Source organism: Flavobacterium glaciei (assembly GCF_003350545.1).
In the GTDB taxonomy this organism is placed as follows: domain Bacteria; phylum Bacteroidota; class Bacteroidia; order Flavobacteriales; family Flavobacteriaceae; genus Flavobacterium; species Flavobacterium glaciei.
Genome location: NZ_QQBA01000005.1, coordinates 176,356 through 195,292, shown reverse-complemented (window position 1 = coordinate 195,292; position 18,937 = coordinate 176,356). Strand labels below are relative to the sequence as shown.

General features: G+C 35.3%; 16 protein-coding genes. 14 read left to right on the top strand and 2 right to left on the bottom strand.

The window, feature by feature from the left end:
• Positions 1–123 precede the first annotated feature (123 nt).
• The 10 genes from argC to DFR66_RS06640 all read left to right on the top strand — a co-directional run bounded on the left by argC (position 124) and on the right by DFR66_RS06640 (position 11,129).
• Positions 124–1,101: an N-acetyl-gamma-glutamyl-phosphate reductase gene (gene argC / locus DFR66_RS06685; protein ID WP_114754060.1), complete on the top strand. Its 978-nt coding sequence runs from the start codon at positions 124–126 to the stop codon at positions 1,099–1,101.
• An 81-nt stretch (positions 1,102–1,182) separates the two neighbouring features.
• Entirely contained in the window at positions 1,183–2,319 is a 1,137-nt protein-coding gene (locus DFR66_RS06680) for an aspartate aminotransferase family protein (RefSeq protein ID WP_114754059.1), read from the top strand.
• A gap of 165 nt (positions 2,320–2,484) precedes the next feature.
• On the top strand, positions 2,485–3,681 hold the full coding sequence (locus DFR66_RS06675) for a glutamate-5-semialdehyde dehydrogenase (protein ID WP_114754058.1): 1,197 nt from the start codon (positions 2,485–2,487) through the stop codon (positions 3,679–3,681).
• A 138-nt stretch (positions 3,682–3,819) separates the two neighbouring features.
• A complete protein-coding gene (proB, locus tag DFR66_RS06670; protein ID WP_114754057.1) occupies positions 3,820–4,581 on the top strand; it encodes a glutamate 5-kinase in 762 nt (253 codons plus the stop codon).
• Between the two features lie 73 nt (positions 4,582–4,654).
• Positions 4,655–5,602 (top strand): N-acetylornithine carbamoyltransferase, encoded by a 948-nt coding sequence (locus DFR66_RS06665; protein ID WP_114754056.1) that lies wholly within the window; start codon positions 4,655–4,657, stop codon positions 5,600–5,602.
• 18 nt (positions 5,603–5,620) lie between these two features.
• Positions 5,621–6,424 carry an acetylglutamate kinase gene (gene argB, locus DFR66_RS06660; RefSeq protein ID WP_114754055.1) on the top strand — a complete coding sequence of 268 codons (804 nt, stop codon included), beginning with the start codon at positions 5,621–5,623 and terminating at the stop codon, positions 6,422–6,424.
• Positions 6,421–7,491 (top strand): M20 family metallo-hydrolase, encoded by a 1,071-nt coding sequence (locus DFR66_RS06655; protein ID WP_114754054.1) that lies wholly within the window; start codon positions 6,421–6,423, stop codon positions 7,489–7,491. Before argB ends, DFR66_RS06655 begins: the two co-directional genes overlap by 4 nt.
• 48 nt (positions 7,492–7,539) lie before the next feature.
• Positions 7,540–8,823: an argininosuccinate lyase gene (gene argH / locus DFR66_RS06650; RefSeq protein WP_114754053.1), complete on the top strand. Its 1,284-nt coding sequence runs from the start codon at positions 7,540–7,542 to the stop codon at positions 8,821–8,823.
• 154 nt (positions 8,824–8,977) lie between these two features.
• The gene (locus DFR66_RS06645; RefSeq protein ID WP_242008641.1) at positions 8,978–9,982 is read left to right on the top strand and encodes a DUF2157 domain-containing protein; all 1,005 of its coding nucleotides are present in this window, start codon (positions 8,978–8,980) and stop codon (positions 9,980–9,982) included.
• On the top strand, positions 9,969–11,129 hold the full coding sequence (locus tag DFR66_RS06640) for a hypothetical protein (protein ID WP_114754083.1): 1,161 nt from the start codon (positions 9,969–9,971) through the stop codon (positions 11,127–11,129). Before DFR66_RS06645 ends, DFR66_RS06640 begins: the two co-directional genes overlap by 14 nt.
• Positions 11,130–11,147: 18 nt before the next feature.
• Here DFR66_RS06640 and ytxJ read toward each other — a convergent pair whose 3' ends face one another.
• Positions 11,148–11,537 carry a bacillithiol system redox-active protein YtxJ gene (gene ytxJ / locus DFR66_RS06635; protein ID WP_114754052.1) on the bottom strand — a complete coding sequence of 130 codons (390 nt, stop codon included), beginning with the start codon at positions 11,535–11,537 and terminating at the stop codon, positions 11,148–11,150.
• Between the two features lie 145 nt (positions 11,538–11,682).
• On the opposite strand from ytxJ, the gene clpB reads away from it, so the two are divergent.
• Positions 11,683–14,286, top strand: coding sequence for an ATP-dependent chaperone ClpB (clpB, locus tag DFR66_RS06630; protein WP_114754082.1), 2,604 nt, complete (start codon positions 11,683–11,685; stop codon positions 14,284–14,286).
• 91 nt (positions 14,287–14,377) lie between these two features.
• Here clpB and DFR66_RS06625 read toward each other — a convergent pair whose 3' ends face one another.
• Positions 14,378–14,845, bottom strand: coding sequence for an OsmC family protein (locus DFR66_RS06625; protein WP_114754051.1), 468 nt, complete (start codon positions 14,843–14,845; stop codon positions 14,378–14,380).
• A gap of 202 nt (positions 14,846–15,047) precedes the next feature.
• On the opposite strand from DFR66_RS06625, the gene DFR66_RS06615 reads away from it, so the two are divergent.
• From DFR66_RS06615 to DFR66_RS13875, 3 genes are all read left to right on the top strand, one after another.
• Complete coding sequence (locus DFR66_RS06615; protein ID WP_114754049.1) at positions 15,048–15,917, top strand: DUF808 domain-containing protein; 870 nt, start codon at positions 15,048–15,050, stop codon at positions 15,915–15,917.
• Between the two features lie 644 nt (positions 15,918–16,561).
• A complete protein-coding gene (locus tag DFR66_RS06610; RefSeq protein WP_114754048.1) occupies positions 16,562–17,779 on the top strand; it encodes a site-specific integrase in 1,218 nt (405 codons plus the stop codon).
• A 249-nt stretch (positions 17,780–18,028) separates the two neighbouring features.
• On the top strand, positions 18,029–18,937 hold the full coding sequence (locus DFR66_RS13875) for a hypothetical protein (RefSeq protein ID WP_167400492.1): 909 nt from the start codon (positions 18,029–18,031) through the stop codon (positions 18,935–18,937).

Sequence of the window (18,937 nt, the reverse complement as noted above, 5' to 3'; positions counted from 1 at the left end):
TTGAATTACTCCCAAAGGATTAATTCTAAGTACGTCTTAAATTTTAAACCATTAAGATAATTAAGTTTCAATAAGCTTACTATTTCTTAATTATCTTAATGGTTTAAATAAAATTTTAAAATTATGATTAATATTGGGATAATTGGTGGCTCAGGTTACACTGCGGGGGAACTCATCAGAATATTGATGTTTCACCCCGATGCAACACTTGATTTTGTTTACAGCACTACAAACGCTGGAAAACCTCTTCATGTTGCGCATCACGATTTATTGGGCGATTTCGAAATGAATTTTACCGATACTGTAAATCCAAATGTGAATGTAGTTTTCTTGTGTTTAGGTCATGGAAAATCAAAATCATTTTTAGAGCAAAATCAATTTGCGAGTCATACCAAAATCATCGATTTAGGAAATGATTTCAGATTGACAAAAGACAAAGAATTCGATAGCAAATCCTTCGTTTACGGTTTACCCGAATTGAATAAAGCAGCAATTAAAAACGCTCAATTTATAGCTAATCCAGGTTGTTTTGCAACTGCAATTCAACTGGCATTATTGCCATTGGCCAAAAATGAACTGCTTACAACTGATGTTCATATCAATGCGACAACCGGAAGCACAGGAGCTGGAGTTACACCTTCGGAAACGACACATTTTAGTTGGAGATCGAACAATATGTCGCATTATAAAGCATTTGAGCATCAACATTTGGGAGAAATAAACCAAAGTGTCAACCAATTACAAGCGGATTATACAAACGAATTGATTTTTGTACCCAACAGAGGGGATTTTGCAAGAGGAATTTTTGCTACATTATACACAACAATCGAAGAAAATATGGAAGATGTAGTGGCAAAATATGAGGCTTTTTACAAAGACCACCCTTTCGTAACTGTTACGACCACTGGAATCAATATGAAGCAAGTGGTACAAACGAATAAATGTATTATTAGTTTAATGAAAAAAGGAAACCGGTTATTGATAACATCAGTAATTGATAATTTAACAAAAGGAGCCTCAGGACAAGCCATACAGAACATGAATTTAATGTTTGGATTGGATGAAACCACAGGATTGCATTTGAAACCATCTGGATTCTAAAAATTTGTTTCAAGTTTAAAGTTTAAGGTTGCGCACGTAACTTGAAACTTGAAACCTTAAACCATTTAACAAAAAAAAGAAATGAACTTATTTGACGTTTACCCATTATACAACATCACTCCTGTAAAAGCACTAGATTGTACTATTACAGATGAAAAAGGAGTGGAATATTTAGATTTATATGGTGGTCATGGAGTAATTTCCATTGGACACACGCAGCCGAATTATGTAGCCAAATTAAAAAATCAATTGGATAACATTGGTTTTTATTCGAATGCAATTCAGAATCCATTGCAAGTAGAATTAGCCGAAAAATTAGGAAAACTTTCAGGATTGGAAGACTATACCTTGTTCTTGTGTAGTTCTGGAGCTGAAGCCAATGAAAACGCGTTGAAATTAGCCTCTTTTCATAACAATAAATCGCGTGTTATTGCTTTTGACAATTCCTTTCACGGAAGAACCTCGGCGGCAGTTGCGGTGACAGATAACAAAAAAATTGTTGCGCCAATCAATGCACAGCAAATCGTTACTTTTTTACCATTGAATAACATCGAGTTGGTAGAAAACGAATTAAAAAAAGGAGATATTTCTTCTGTTATCATTGAAGGAATTCAAGGAGTTGGTGGTTTAGACCAAGGAACAACTGAATTTTTTCAGGCATTAGAAAAACTATGCGAGGCTTACGATGTCGTTTTGATTTTGGACGAAGTGCAATCCGGATACGGAAGAAGCGGAAAGTTTTTTGCACACCAACATCATAACATCAAGGCAGATATTATTTGTTTGGCTAAAGGAATGGGTAACGGATTTCCTATTGGCGGAATCTTGATTTCTCCAAAATTCACAGCGAGTTACGGATTGTTGGGAACTACTTTTGGAGGAAATCATTTGGCTTGTGCTGCCGGAATAGCAGTTTTGGATGTGATTGAAAGCGAAAAATTAATGGATAACGTAAATGACGTTTACGCCTATTTTTTAGAAGCAATCAAACAAGTTCCTGAAGTGATCCAAGTCAAAGGAAGAGGATTAATGCTCGGTGTAGAATTTGATTTTGATGTAAGCACACTTCGTAAAAAAATGATTATCGATAAGCATATTTTTACAGGAAATGCTAATAATAAAAACTTATTAAGAATTCTTCCGCCATTGACAATCAGCAAAAAAGAAATCAACACCTTTATTATAGCTTTAAAAGAAGCATTAGCAGAATTGAAATGATTTTTTTTTAAACATATAAGTCATTTAAGTTTAATATAAAATGAATCAACAGTACTTATATATTCTTTTAAAAGTATATTTTTAATAGATAAAAATTAATCAAGAACTAAAAACTTACATGACTTATATGTTTAGATTTTCCTTCTAAAATAGTAAACCAAAGCAATGAACCACTTATTACAAATAGAAAAGCGTAACGCAGTTTTAAACCGTATGGCCGAACTTCTTGAAGAAGAAAGAGCCAACCTTAAAACCGTAAACCAACAGGATATTAATAATTATTCTGGAGATGACTTGGCTATGGAAAAACGCTTATTAGTTGATGATGCAAAAATTGACGGGATGATTTTATCCATGCAACAACTAGCCAGTCAAGAAGATCCTATTGGTGTAGAGCGTTTTAATTTCGACCATGAAAACGGAATGAAAATCATTAATAAAACAGCGGCTTTTGGAACGATAATGATTATTTATGAATCCAGACCCGATGTTACTGTTGAAGCTGGCGGAATTGCTTTTAAATCTGGTAATAAAATACTTTTGAAAGGCGGAAAAGAATCTTTACTATCCAACTTAAAAATTGTCGAATTGTGGCATCAGGCTTTACAAGAAAACAATATTGCGACAGAATGGGTAGAATATTTGAATTACAATCGAGAAGAAACTGAGGCATTTTTGGAAAAACCAACACAAAAAGTAGATTTAATCGTTCCTCGCGGCGGTGAAAAACTGATTGAATTTGTAAAAAAACACGCTACGTGTCCAGTGATAATAAGTGGTCGAGGAAATAATTTTGTTTATGTAAACGCAGAAGCTGATTTAGATCAAGCACTTGCTGTTATTATTAACGGAAAGACCTCAAATATATCAGTTTGCAATGCTTTAGATAAAGTTTTAATTGATACGAATCTTGACAATTGGGAAGCTTTTGCAAATAAAATAATTACCGAGTTACAACAAAGAAACGTAACTGTTTTGGGAGATGAAAGTATTTCAAGAGCAACAAACGTTCCTCAGATTGAATCGGATTTAATTTGGTACGAAGAGTTTTTAGATTATAAAATTGTCATTGGAACAACCAATTCAGATCAAGAAGCGATTGACAAAATAAATAAATATTGTGGAGGACATTCGGCTTCGATAATCACAAAAAATGATGCAATTGCTCAGGAATTCATGGAAAATGTGGATACGGCAGCCGTTTATCAAAACGCTTCTACCCGATTTACTGATGGAGGACAATTTGGTTTAGGTGGAGAATTGGCGATAAGCACTGACAAATTACACCAACGTGGACCAATTGGTTTGCAACATTTAGTTACCAATAAGTGGTATATTTACGGGAATGGACAAACGAGATGACAGTCTTAAAGTCGAAAGTCATAAAGTCGAAAGATTGAAAAAGTAAGAATTCAGAATATTAACACAACACTTTGCGAACTTTACGTTTATCAACGTTTAGTTTAAAAATTAACTTTGCGCACTTTGCGGTTAAAAAAAATGACTAAAAAAAGAATTTTATTAAAGTTAGGAAGCAACACCTTAACCAAAGAAACCAATCACATTTCGAGAGGAAAGATTGAAGATATCGGGATGCAAATAGCCTCTTTACAAGACGATTACGAGTTTATCATTGTAAGTTCGGGTGCTATTGCCGCAGCCAAACAATTTGTTAAGCTGGAAAATCAAGACAAAGATGTTTTTGTAAAACAAGCATTAGCTTCTATTGGTCAGCCGCATTTGATGAGGATTTATCATGAAAACTTCAGCGATTTAGGATTGCTGATTTCACAATGTTTACTTTCTTATTCTGATTTCGAAAAAGAGCAATCTAAGGTAAATATTGTAAACACCATAAATGTGTTGGTCAAAAATAATTACATCCCGATTATCAATGAAAATGATACGGTGGCTACGGATGAGATTCGGTTTGGTGATAACGATAAATTAGCTGCTTTAACGGCTGTTTTATTAGATGTTGACATTCTGATCATCGCTACCAATACAAACGGGATTTACACTAAATCATCCATCCATGATGCCGTTCCTGAAACGATTTCTTTGGTAACTGATTTAAAAGTATTGGAAAAAGAGATTGGAGATTCAAAATCCTCTCACGGAACCGGCGGAATGCAATCTAAAATAGAAGCTTCAGCAATTGCTAACGCTGCCAGCATAGAAACATGGATTGTCAATGGATTAGAAGACAATTTTATTTTGAAAGCTTTAAAAAACGAAATACCTTTTACAAAAATAATTTAATTCGAATATTGGATTTTTAGATTGTTAGATTTTTGGACAATTCATAATTCATAATTCATAATTCATAATTAAAATGAACTACATCTCCATACAAAACATAGACTCACTCGATAAATGGGTGAAACAAGCGCTAAAAATCAAGAAAAAACCACTTAAAAACAAAAAATTAGGTAAAAACAAAACCTTAGGAATGTTGTTTTTTAATTCTAGTTTGAGAACGCGTTTGAGTACTCAAAAAGCAGCCTTAAATTTAGGGATGAACGTTATGGTAATGAATTTTACCAGCGAAGGTTGGACACTCGAATTTGAAGATGGTGCCATCATGAAATCTGGTGCTTCCGAGCATATCAAAGAAGCCGCTGCGGTAGTTTCTCAATATTGCGATATTGTTGCTATTAGAGCATTTGCAGGATTGGTAGACAAGGAAAAAGACAATGCAGAAACCGTTCTTATGGGCTTTTTAAAATACGCAACAGTACCAATTGTAAATATGGAAAGTGCCACAGGACACCCACTCCAATCTCTTGCCGATGCCATCACTATGGCAGAACACAAAACAAAACACCGTCCAAAAGTAGTTTTGACTTGGGCACCACACCCTAAAGCGTTACCTCAAGCGGTTGCCAATTCTTTTGTGCAAATGATGCAGTTACAAGATGCTGACTTTGTTATTACACATCCTGAAGGCTACGAGTTGAATCCTGAAATCACTAAAGATTCCAAGATTGAATACGACCAAAACAAAGCTTTTGAAAATGCCGATTTTATCTATGCTAAAAACTGGAGTAATTTTAACGAGTATGGTCAGATTACAAATTCCGACCCAAATTGGACTGTAACTGCCGATAAAATGAAACTAACGAACAATGCTAAATTCATGCACTGTTTACCGGTAAGACGTAACGTAATTGTCACGGATGAAGTGATTGACAGCGAAAATTCAATTGTTATTGAACAAGCCAACAATAGAACTTATGCCGCTCAGTTAGTGTTACAGAAGATTTTAGAACACAGAAAATAGACTTTTAAAATAGGAATAATGAGTCCAAAACCCAAAATCCAAAACTTAAAATCACTTTCAATCGTAAAAATTGGTGGAAACATTATTGATAATCCAACGGAATTAGAACAGTTTTTATCTGATTTTTCTAAGATTGAAGGGTATAAAATACTTGTTCATGGCGGCGGAAAATCAGCTACCAAAATGGCCGAAAGCATAGGTTTAGTGCCTCAAATGATTGATGGAAGACGCATCACCGATGCCGCTATGCTTGATGTAGTTGTGATGATTTATGCAGGTCAAATCAATAAAAATATTGTTGCTCAATTACAAGCTAACAATACCAATGCAATGGGGTTTTCAGGAGCTGATGGAAATTTAATTCAATCCGACAAAAGAAACCACCCAACAATCAATTATGGTTTTGTGGGCGATGTTAAAAAAGTGAATACACAATTATTAGAAACATTGCTTTCAAATGGAATAGTTCCCGTATTTTGTGCCATAACACACGATGGAAAAGGACAATTATTAAACACAAATGCGGATACTATTGCCAGTGAATTAGCCATTGCTTTGTCGGAAGTGTTTGATGTTACTTTGAACTATTGTTTCGAAAAACCAGGCGTTTTATATGATGCCGAGGACGATTCTTCAGTAATTGAGAACATCAATCAAGAATTATATTCCCAATTAAAAGCCGAAAAAGCGATACATTCGGGCATGATTCCTAAATTAGACAACTGTTTCAACAGCTTATCCAAAGGAGTTCAAAAAATAAAAATTGGTCATCACCGCATGTTGCAACACAAGACCGCATTGTACACGACAATTACACTATGAAGAGTATAGAAATCCTTACACAAGAAGCCATTGCGCTTTTAAAATCGCTGATTGAAACGCCTTCCTTTTCAAGTGAAGAAGACCAAACAGCTCTTTTAATCGAAAATTGGTTTACACAAAATAACATCCCTTTCGAAAGAGAGAATAATAATATTTGGGCGTTCAATAAACATTTTGATAAGTCCAAACTAACGCTTTTACTGAATTCGCACCACGATACCGTAAAACCGAACCAAGGCTATACCAACAATCCTTTTGAAGCCATCGTAAAAGACGGTAAGCTATTTGGACTGGGAAGCAATGATGCGGGAGGTTGTCTGGTTTCGCTTTTAGCCACTTTTGTACATTTTTATTCGAATGAAAATCTTCCTTACAATATTGTGATGGTCGCTTCAGCCGAAGAAGAAAGCAGCGGAAAAAATGGATTAAACAGCGTTTTGAAACATTTACCGGAACTAGAATGTGCCATTGTGGGAGAACCAACATTAATGCAATTGGCTGTAGCCGAAAAAGGTTTATTGGTACTTGATGTAATCGTTAAAGGTACTGCAAGCCACGCCGCCCATAACAATCCGGATAATCCTATTTACAATGCGATTCCCGTTATCGAATGGTTTAACAGTTATCAATTCGAAAAAATATCGGAGGTTTTAGGTCCCGTAAAAATGACCGTAACACAAGTCACAGCCGGAAAACAACACAACGTAGTTCCTGCAGAATGTCATTTGGTTGTCGATATCAGGGTGAATGATTGTTACAGTAATCAAGAAATTTTAGATACAGTAAGACAACATTTGACTGTTGAAGTCAATCCGCGTTCCATGCATTTAAACGCATCATCAATTCCTGTTGCTCACGGATTAGTACAAGCCGGAATTGCGTTGGGAAGAACCACGTACGGCTCTCCTACCCTTTCGGATCAATCGGTTTTGAGTTGTCAATCCTTGAAATTAGGACCTGGCGAAACCCTGAGGTCACACTCGGCAGACGAATTTATATTTATTAACGAAATAGAAGAAGGAATTCAATTGTATATTAAAATACTAACTGATTTTTTCAAACAATAATATGTAGAGACAAGTCGCGACTTGTCCCTACAACAAAAAAATACACCTATGAAACTTTGGGAAAAAGGAATACCAACCGATAAGCAAATCGAACATTTCACCGTTGGAAACGACAGAGAACTCGATTTAGTTCTCGCCAAATATGATGCATTAGGTTCTATTGCACATGCAAAAATGCTGGGTCAAATCGGTCTTTTAACAGACTCCGAAACCGTTTCTTTGGTTTTGGCTTTGGAAGAAATAATAAAAGATGCTGAAAACGGTAATTTCGAAATCGAAGACAGTTTTGAAGACGTACATTCCAAAATCGAATATTTACTGACCGTAAAATTGGGAGACGCTGGAAAAAAAATTCATACCGCCCGTTCTCGTAACGACCAAGTTTTAGTAGATGTTAATTTATACTTGAAAGATGTCGTTAAAGAACTAAAAGAGCAAGTAAAAAGCCTTTTTGATTTACTGATGGAATCAGCAGAAAAGCACCAGAATGTGTTGTTGCCAGGATACACGCACCTACAAATTGCTATGCCTTCATCTTTCGGAATGTGGTTTTCCGCTTACGCTGAAACTTTGATTGATGATATAACGATGTTGAATGCTGCTTTAAAAATTGTAGACCAAAACCCATTAGGCTCAGCCGCAGGTTACGGAAGTTCATTTCCTATCAACAGGACATTCACCACACAGGAATTAGGTTTTGAAACTTTAAAATTCAATTCGGTTGCCGCTCAAATGAGTCGTGGAAAATCAGAAAAATCAGTCGCTTTTGCTATGAGTAGCGTTGCTGCAACTTTGGCTAAGTTCTCGATGGATGTTTGTTTGTATATGAGTCAGAATTTTGATTTCATCACTTTGCCTTCGCATCTCACCACGGGTTCGAGCATCATGCCACACAAGAAAAACCCAGACGTTTTTGAATTAATTCGCGGAAAATGCAACAAAATTCAAGCGTTACCTTATGAAATTACTTTAATTACCAATAACCTTCCGAGTGGCTATCACAGGGATTTACAATTGCTGAAAGAAGGATTATTTCCAGCGATTCAAAACCTGCAAGCCTGTTTGGATATTGCGATTTTCGCTATAAAAGACATCAAAGTAAAAGACAATATTTTAGCCGATAAAAAATACGATTATCTTTTTACTGTTGATACTTTAAACGAAATGGTTGTTGCAGGGATGCCTTTTAGAGATGCTTACAAAGCGGTTGCAGAACAACTGGAAAATGGGACTTTTCAATCTCCAAAAGAAACGAAGCACACGCACGAAGGAAGTATTAATAATTTGTGTTTATCCGAAATAAAAGAAAAAATGATGAAGGCTTACCATTAAATAAAAGTAAAAAACAATCACATCTATTTTTAAAAATCCATTCTTATTTAAGAGAATGGATTTTTTATTTGAATAAATTTCAACCTAAAAAATGACATTTTTGACAATAAATTAACAGTTTAAACTTATATTTGAGTTTAAATTTCAATTTGATATGAGTATAAGTAAATTTAAAGAAGAGGCAACTGAAAGCCTTTTAGAAAAAGAATTAATAACCATCGACCAATTTGAGCAAGTAAAGGCCTATCGAAATTTAAATCTTTTTTCATTACATACTGAGCTTAAATTATTTTTGTACGCCTCTGTAATACTATTTACTACCGGTATAGGGATTTTGATTTACCAAAACATAGATAGTATTGGACATATCGCCATTTTGGCTTTTTTATTATTGGTTATTGTTATTTGTTTTTACTTCTGCTTTAAAAACTCCATCGGATTTAAAAAACAGCAAACTCAATTTGAAAATCCTATTTTTGATTACCTCATTTTAGCGGCAGTATTATTAAGCTGCATTTTTGTTGGCTATCTACAATTTCAATATGCAATTTTTGGCACACATTACGGCTTAGCCACTGTTATTCCCACTGCAATAGCTTTCTTTTGTGCCTATTATTTTGACAATAAAAGTATCTTATCTATCGCAATCACGGGTTTAGCGGCATACATTGGTTTATCCGTTTCTCCACAGTCTTTACTTCAAAATGAATTTAACGATAACAATACCCTGAGCTATTCAGCAATTTCATTAGGTATTTCACTAGTAATTTGGACTATTTACAGTGAAAAAAATGACTTAAAAAAACACTTTAATCTAGTATTTCTCACTTTTGCTTTGCATATTATAAGCATTGCTTGTATCAATAATTTATCAGATAGCTATTGGGGCATTTTTATACTGCTTTTGGCTGGTTCCTGCTATTATTTTTACCGTACCAGTTACCTCATTAAATCGGTTTCTTTGTTTGTGTTTACCCTAATTTACGCCTATATCGGTCTAAATATATTCTTGTTTAAATTATTAGAATTCAGCAATATTAATAGTGAATTATTTATTCCCCTCTTTTTTTTAGTTCCCTTTTACTTTATTGGTTCTATTATTTACTTCATTCGACTTGTTAAACAATTCAATAAAAAAACTAATCATGATTCAATATAATAAAACTGAATTGCAGCAAGAGTTCTTAGTTGCAGAAGGACGCTCTTTAAAAAAAGCAAGATTTATTAATGAAAGTCAGTTTCGCCTAATTGATAAAAATTTAACTGTTCTTAAAACTCAGAAAAACATCTTGATACGAATTGGATTTTTGCTTTTAGGAAGCTTTTTATATTCGTCCATTTGTGGCTTTCTTACTTTAATCAGCATAGATGCTATTAGTGAAAATTATCAATTTCTAGTGTATCTTTTTGCTTTTATTGGTTTCATTGGTACTGAATTTTTAACCCATCTAAAATATTACTGTTACGGCCTTGACGATGCTTTCTTGCTGGGTTCTCAATTGTGCTTAGCAATAGCAATAGGCATTTCAACAGACGGAAACGAACTTACCATTTCCCTAATACTCTCAATATCTTCCTTGCTTTGTTATCTGAGGTATGTACAGCTATCAATGGCTGTCTTGTTTTGTATATCAATCACGTGTTCAGTGATTTTTACAATGTTTGAATTAAGCGCTTTCGCAAAAACGATACTGCCTTTTACAATGATGTTTTTTGCAATTGCTATCTATTTTGGCAGCAAAAAATTACTAACAAAATTAACACTTCCTTTTTATTACAACGGCCTTATTTTTACCCAAGCTTTTGCACTGATTTTATTTTACGTATCAGGAAATTATATGGTGGTTAGAGAACTTTCAAGTGAATTAATGGGTGTAATTGTTACTGCAAATAACGATATTCCATTTGCCTTTTTCTTTTATGGATTTATGTTCATCGTTCCAGTAGGATATGTAGTTTTGTCTTTATACAAAAAAGATCGCTTTATGCTTTGGATAGGTATCCTAGCTCTTTTTTTCTCAATATACACCGTGCTATTTTATTATTCCGTTCTAGCTATTGAATTAGCCTTAACCATTGGTGGTTTGATATTATTTACTATTTCTTTTTTTGTCATAAAAAAGATTAAAAACAATGCCAACGGTGTTACTTTTCAACCGGATCGTTTCTCGCAAGGAAATCTACTTGGCACAGCCGAAATACTTATGGCGACACAATTGGGATTACAACCCGAAACCACGGTAGAGTCTCCAATGAAATTTGGTGATGGAGGATTTAGTGGTGGAGGCTCAGGAGGTGAGTTTTAGAAAAATTCGACGATAAATCTACAATTTTGTCCCCAATTCTTCCGCATCAATATCGCTGTGCGAAACGTTATAAATAGCTTTACCTTCTTTAATTAAAATCAATTGTGGTGATTGATGATACACTCCAAAACGAGTTGCAATTTCATTAGAAATATCGCGATAAGCTATTAAATCTAAAAAATAAGGCGTAACTTTATCTGAGCTATTAAACTGATTTTCAAACTGTTTCAGCGCCATTCTACTAACACTGCATCGGGTACTGTGTTTAAAAATTGCTACCGGTTTTTCATTCGATGCAGCTATAATTTCATCCAATTGCCCTAAATCAGTTAATTCATTCCAGTTGATCTTGTTTTCGTTTGACTCTTTTTCTTCTGAACCGTTGAACATATTTTTAAAAAAACTCATAATTGTCTTGTTTTAAGACATTTTGACTTTAAAATATGATAAAAATCATGAAATTTCTGTCAATTTGTCGGTATTATTGTATTGGAATGTAAATTGAATATTGATTCGCAAAGTTAGTCAAATAACCACAAAACAATATAACATCATGAACATAAATAAATTCACTATCAAATCGCAGGAAGCCATACAGCTTTCGCAACAATTGGCGCAAAGTCACGGGCAGCAACAAATAGAAAACGAACACATTTTTAAAGCTATTTTTGAAGTTGATGAAAATGTGGCCCCTTTTATTTTGAAAAAATTAAACGTGAATGTTCCACTATTTCTTCAAATTTTAGACAGCACCATTCAAAGTTTTCCGAAAGTGTCCGGAGGCGAAATTATGCTTTCCAGAACCGCAAACACAATGCTTAACGAAGCGGAAATTATCGCTAAAAAAATGAATGACGAATTCGTTTCTGTGGAGCATTTGATTTTGGCGATTTTTGATTCAAAAACTAAGGTAGCACAAATATTAAAAGACCAAGGCGTAACCGGAAAAGGCTTGAAAGCCGCCATAGAAGAATTGCGAAAAGGAGAAAGAGTCACTTCGGCATCTGCCGAAGAAACCTACAATTCATTAAATAAATACGCCAAAAATCTTAACGAACTGGCAAGATCTGGAAAACTGGATCCCGTTATTGGTCGTGATGAGGAAATTCGAAGAGTATTGCAAATTCTAACGCGTCGCACTAAAAATAACCCAATGCTAGTGGGAGAACCTGGTGTGGGAAAAACCGCCATTGCTGAAGGTTTAGCACATCGAATCGTAGATGGAGATGTACCTGATAATTTGAAAGACAAAATCGTATATTCTCTTGATATGGGAGCGCTGATTGCCGGCGCTAAATACAAAGGAGAATTTGAAGAACGATTAAAATCCGTAGTAAAAGAAGTGACTTCTGCCGAAGGTGATATTGTTTTATTCATTGACGAAATCCATACCCTTGTTGGTGCTGGCGGTGGCGAAGGCGCTATGGATGCGGCAAACATCTTAAAACCAGCCTTAGCTCGTGGAGAACTTCGTGCTATTGGGGCAACCACATTAGACGAATATCAAAAATACTTTGAAAAAGACAAAGCACTAGAAAGACGTTTCCAAAAAATAATGATTGAAGAACCGGATACCGAAAGTGCCATTTCGATTTTACGTGGTATCAAGGAAAAATACGAAACGCATCATAAAGTCCAAATCAAAGACGACGCTATTATTGCAGCTGTTGAATTATCGCAACGCTATATTACAAACCGTTTTCTTCCAGATAAAGCGATTGATTTAATGGACGAAGCCGCTTCAAAACTGCGTATGGAAATCAATTCGAAACCCGAAGAACTGGATGTTTTGGACCGAAAAATAATGCAATTAGAAATTGAAATTGAGGCCATTAAAAGAGAAAAAGACGAAAGCAAACTCAAAATTTTAGGTTTGGATTTGGCAAACCTCAAAGAAGACCGCAATGAAATCTACGCCAAATGGAAATCAGAAAAAGATGTTGTAGACAATATTCAAGCCGTAAAAACGGAGATCGAAGATTTTAAATACGAAGCAGAACGTGCAGAGCGTGATGGCGATTATGGAAAAGTAGCCGAAATTCGTTACGGTAAAATCAAAGAAGCCCAAGAACGTTTAACCATATTACTCAAGGAATTACAAGAAAACCAATCGGGAACTTCGTTGATAAAAGAAGAAGTTACTCGCGAAGATATTGCAGAGGTTGTAGCCAAATGGACTGGAATTCCAGTGATGAAAATGCTTCAGGGCGAACGAGAAAAACTACTAAAACTGGAAGATGAATTGCATCACAGAGTCGTAGGACAAGAAGAAGCCATACAAGCCGTAAGTGATGCCGTGCGCAGAAGCCGTGCGGGATTACAGGATATGAAAAAACCAGTGGGAACCTTTCTTTTCCTTGGGACAACAGGAGTTGGAAAAACAGAATTAGCAAAAGCATTAGCCGAATACCTGTTTGATGATGAAAATGCAATGACGCGTATCGATATGAGCGAATACCAGGAACGCCACAGCGTAAGCCGTTTAGTAGGTGCGCCTCCAGGATATGTAGGTTACGATGAAGGCGGACAATTGACCGAAGCCGTTCGTAGAAAACCGTATTCTGTAATCTTACTGGATGAGATTGAAAAAGCGCATCCAGATACCTTCAATATCTTGTTGCAAGTTCTTGATGAAGGACGTTTGACAGATAACAAAGGACGTTTAGCTGATTTTAAAAACACAATTATCATCATGACTTCGAATATGGGAAGCCAAATTATTCAGGATAAATTTGATAATTTGAAAGGAAGTGTGGAAGCCGCCACCGAAGTTGCAAAAATCGAAGTGCTAGCATTATTGAAACAAACGGTGCGTCCTGAATTCATAAACCGTATCGACGAAATCGTGATGTTTACGCCTCTGACTACTGAAAACATTGCTCAAATTGTAGGATTACAATTAAAAAGTGTGACTAAAATGTTAGCGTTACAAGGCATCACAATGGACGCAACCCCAGAAGCTATTGCCTATTTAGCTGACAAAGGATATGATCCGCAATTTGGAGCCAGACCAGTTAAAAGAGTGATTCAAAGAGTTGTGCTCAATGAATTATCCAAAGAAATTCTCTCTGGAAAAATTACAACAGATAGCATCGTTTTGATAGATGCTTTTGATGGGAAACTAGTTTTTAGAAATCAAACCGAGTTAGTTTCTTAAGAATCTAGAAACATTTAAAATTATGAAAACATCAGTCCTAAGGCTGGTGTTTTTTTATGCTATTCTGTTTTTATGGGGTAAACCGGTAGATTTAATTGGTATTTTTAATTTCACAAGTTGGAAAATGCAGAATTGGAAAATTACAAGAATTCGCTATAAAACAGAGTTGGTTTGCTTTTTTATGCAAGCTAAGTGCCTCCTCTATTTTTTCTTTGTTGCTGATACAAACATTAGGATTCAGTTTAATCGCAATAAAACGACCGCTTCCATCTTCCAAAACCTCAAGAGTTGCTTCTGCTTCGTCTGTATAAGAAACCACGTCGATACCATTTTGGCTGCAAACATATAAGTAAGACATCATGTGACAGGAAACCACACTGCTCAATAACAAGTCTTCAGGATTGTACAAAGCGGGATCTCCTTTGAAAGCTTTAGCCGCCGAAACATGTAGAACAGCCCTGCCATCAATCGCTATGGTATGACTTTTAGTGTACGTCGGCACTTCCTTTTTAGAAAAAAACCAATCTAATTTAGCTTTAAATACATGTTTGAAGCCCATAATTTTTTTATTTCAAAAGTAAATAAAAACAGTATCGTTACTACAGAAAGATTTTGGTTGAATATTAACTAAAAATTCACCCATTTTATAAATAGAGTAAATAGAAAAAGTTTTAGCTTCGCAGGCACAAACAATCAAAACACGTAGTTTAAATTTTGGCAAAGCAAATACCAAAATCAATGCAGTTTCTAAAACAATCAAAATGGCATCAGGATTTTTCGCATTATTAGATGATATCGCAGCAATTATGGATGATGTTGCGGTAATGAGCAAAGTGGCAGCAAAAAAAACAGCGGGTATATTAGGCGACGATTTAGCCGTAAATGCGGAGAAAGCTTCCGGATTTATCTCCTCAAGAGAACTTCCCGTATTATGGGCCATTGCTAAAGGTTCCTTTATCAACAAAGTCATCATTTTGCCTGTAGCCTTTTTGCTGAGTGCGTTTTTACCACTAGCAGTTATCATAATCTTAGTCTTAGGTGGACTGTATTTAGCCTACGAAGGTGCCGAAAAAATATACGAATACTTCTTTCCTCACGAGCATTCCAGAAACGAAATTTCATTAGAACCGCTAACCGAAGAACAAATTTTAGCCTTTGAAAAAGAAAAAATAAAATCAGCCATTGTAACTGATTTTATTCTTTCCGTAGAAATCGTGATTATTGCACTAGGAACAGTAATAGGAAAACCCATTTCATCCCAAATAATGGTAGTTTCCATCATAGCAATCATAGCAACTGTGGGCGTTTACGGTATAGTAGCACTTATTGTCCGCATGGACGAGGTAGGTTTACGATTGATGAATTTGAGTTCTAAAGAAAAAAGTTTCTCAAAAACAGTAGGGAACATTCTGGTACAAGCCTTGCCAAAGGTCATCAAAAGTTTATCCGTAATAGGAACAATCGCTTTATTACTAGTGGCTGGCGGAATATTTGTACATGAAATTCCGTTTCTACACGATATACTACCGCAAATACCTTCTATAATAACTGAGTTAGTAATAGGTTTAGTTTTTGGTGGAATAGTGTTGGTACTTGTAAACCTGTTCAAAAAAATAATAGGCAAAAAGTAAGCAACCTAAAAATGAATACCATCTAACTACATCAATAATTCTATAAATAATCCTAGAACATCAGTCGCAAGACTGGTGTTTTTTTTTGCGTTTTGTTTTTTAGGAGCAGAACATATATAATTTATCAAGACGAGTTGTCCCGCTGTCCGCAGTATCCACGCCAAAAAAGCGTGGGATACACGCTCCCATCGGGGCTATTTAACCACGAGTTTTTTCCAGAACAAAGTTTTTGAAAAGTGTTTTATTAAAGTTTAAAATCCGTTATAAATAATATTGAATATAAAAGTTGAATACTAATTTGTAAGAAAAATTTAATATATTTGAAAATCAATAATGCGAAACAAACCTTCGCCAAACTACCCATATTTGGGTGTATATACAAGTTTTGTTTCGCCTATATACTAGTTATCCCCAACTTTTTCCCCAACCGTCCCATTTGCACCTAAACCCCTATATTTATTGACTTTGTGATTTTCGGAAGTTCATAATAAAGCAATAAAAAGCAGTCAAATACTTGTTTTGTTGTACCTCATGTTGTACCTTAGTACCATGTTGCACCAGTTTGAAACACCTGTATTTTCAGTACTTTCACCCTATTGCATCACTTTACAAATATAGTACAACAATCCTAATTTGCAAATCTTATGGCATCTATTAAACTTATACTCCGAAAACACCAATTAGACACCACCGGCCACTGTCCTTTGTACATCCGAATTATAAAAGACAGAAAAACGAAATTTATCACTGCGGGCGTCAAGCTCAAAGAGAGCGAATGGGATGAATTAAAGCAGAAAGTAAAAAAGAACCATCCAAACAGTGCCCGGATGAATGCTTCCTTGGCTCAGAAGATTGCTGATGCCGAAGCACAGGTGGCAGATTTAGAAAGAAAGGTAAAAACGGTTTCCATCAAAAAGCTCAAAGAGGCTATCAAGGGAAAAGAAGTGCCGAACTTTTTCGACTATGCCTACAAACGGATGGAGACAATTAAAAGTACAGTATCCTATTCCACATACAAAGCCTACTATGCAGCAATAGTAAAATTTGAAAAGTACATGGGAACCAGAGACGTTTACTTTGATGACTTCTCCGTGACGCTTTTGAACGATTACAAAAACCACCTAAGCATTAATTTGAAAAACGGACTAACAACACAACGGCTTTCGATTATTGTGTTGGGAACCATCTTCAACCAGGCGATAAAAGAAGACGTTATTCCCGAAACCATGTTTCCATTCAAAAAGCTTACACTCAAAATCGATAACGCAAAGCGATTATTTTTAAATAAAGACAAGATTGTAGGTTTAGTAGATTTGGATCTCCCCGAAGGCAAGAAAGCAGCAATGTGGAGAGATTTATTCCTCTTCTCCATCTATGCCGGTGGGTTGCGTTTTAGTGATGTGATTGAAATGCAATACAAACACTATAACAAAGAAGAGCATAAAATAAGTAAACTAATCAGAAAGACCGGAAGAACGCACCAGTTTAAAATTGGAAAAGTGGCCATCGAGATCTTGGAGAAATACATGAAAGAAGGAGCCAAAAATGAGGATTACATCTTCCCTGTGATTGAAGATATAACCGGCTATGAAAAAAATGATACGATGCGTTATTTTCTTACCGCAAAATATAATAAATTAGCGAACTGGCATTTGAAAAAAATGGGAGAAAAAATGAAACTTTCATTTCCGTTATCTTTTCATTTGAGTCGCCATACTTTTGCAACGAACGCGTTAAATAATGGAATGAGAATTGAGCACGTTTCAAAATTAATGGACCACCGAGACATCAGTACAACGCAGGTTTATGCGAAGATTATTGGTGAAGAATTAGACAAAGCAGTTGATAACTATATCTTTTAAAATAACCGGCAAGCACCCACTTTATTGACATTCAACGATTGTTAATAAATTAAACAAAAATCCTTTAACAAGGATTTTTTTTATTTTCTAATTTTACGAAATAGAAAACAAGTAATTTTCGGAGCAAACAAATCGAAAAAAAGTTGAATGCTATTCGCCATATCAAATACCGGAATAGAACGACATATTTCAAGCGACTTTAAATTACAATTTCCTAAAAAATGAACATAAAAAAAGTAAATACTACAATTGAATTCACAGGTAGAAAATATAAAAACGGCTCCGTTCCCGGAGCATGTAGCGGTGCCGACAGCACAGGCTCAAAACCCCCTATTTGATATTATTATCGAAGAAGAATTCACGTTGCAAAAATATTGCAATGCTTTAATTGAAAAGATACTCACACTTCGCCAGTCGCAATTTCCTGCATTCATAAATTACCAATGCAACCAGGTTAAAAATCCGTTGACCTGGATTAACAAACTGGAAAAGTTATTAGCCAACAACGAAACCTTTTTTAGTTCCAAAACAGCCCTAAGCAGATACAATAAATTGTATACTTTAATTGATAGAAAACGAATTGAGCTGCAATCTACGAGCGTAAAAGAACCGATTAGTAAAACACCGAAAAAGTATATAAATGCCGAGAGTGAAGACCGGTATTTCTCGTTTTACGAAATCAAAAGGCAGTTGGAAAATTTGGAAAATGACAACGAAAAAATACTGTTGTTGACCAAAGAAAAATTCGAGTACCAACAAGCCAATATCGAATTCATCAATCAAAAAACACCGTTGTATGATGAGCAATGCTGCAAAGAGATAGAGCATATATATGCCTTGCAAAAACTGCAAGCAGCGTTGGAACTCAACAAAAAAGAAAGCAACACCAACCAAATACCATTCAATAAAGTAAAATTCAATTGCAATGTGAATCAGTTTGTGGATATTTTCTACCAACTACACCGGGAGTTATTCTGCGAGGGGAAACCATTTATTGATGGTTCCATGAATGATCTGGTGGCAATCATTGTCAATTCATTTGTCGATAAAGAGGGGAATGAAATAAGTCCCCAAACAGTCGAAACAATACTCAAACCTTCGCGTACCGACAAACGTCCGAAACCTCACAAAAGAATAGACATCGACAAAATGCTCTAA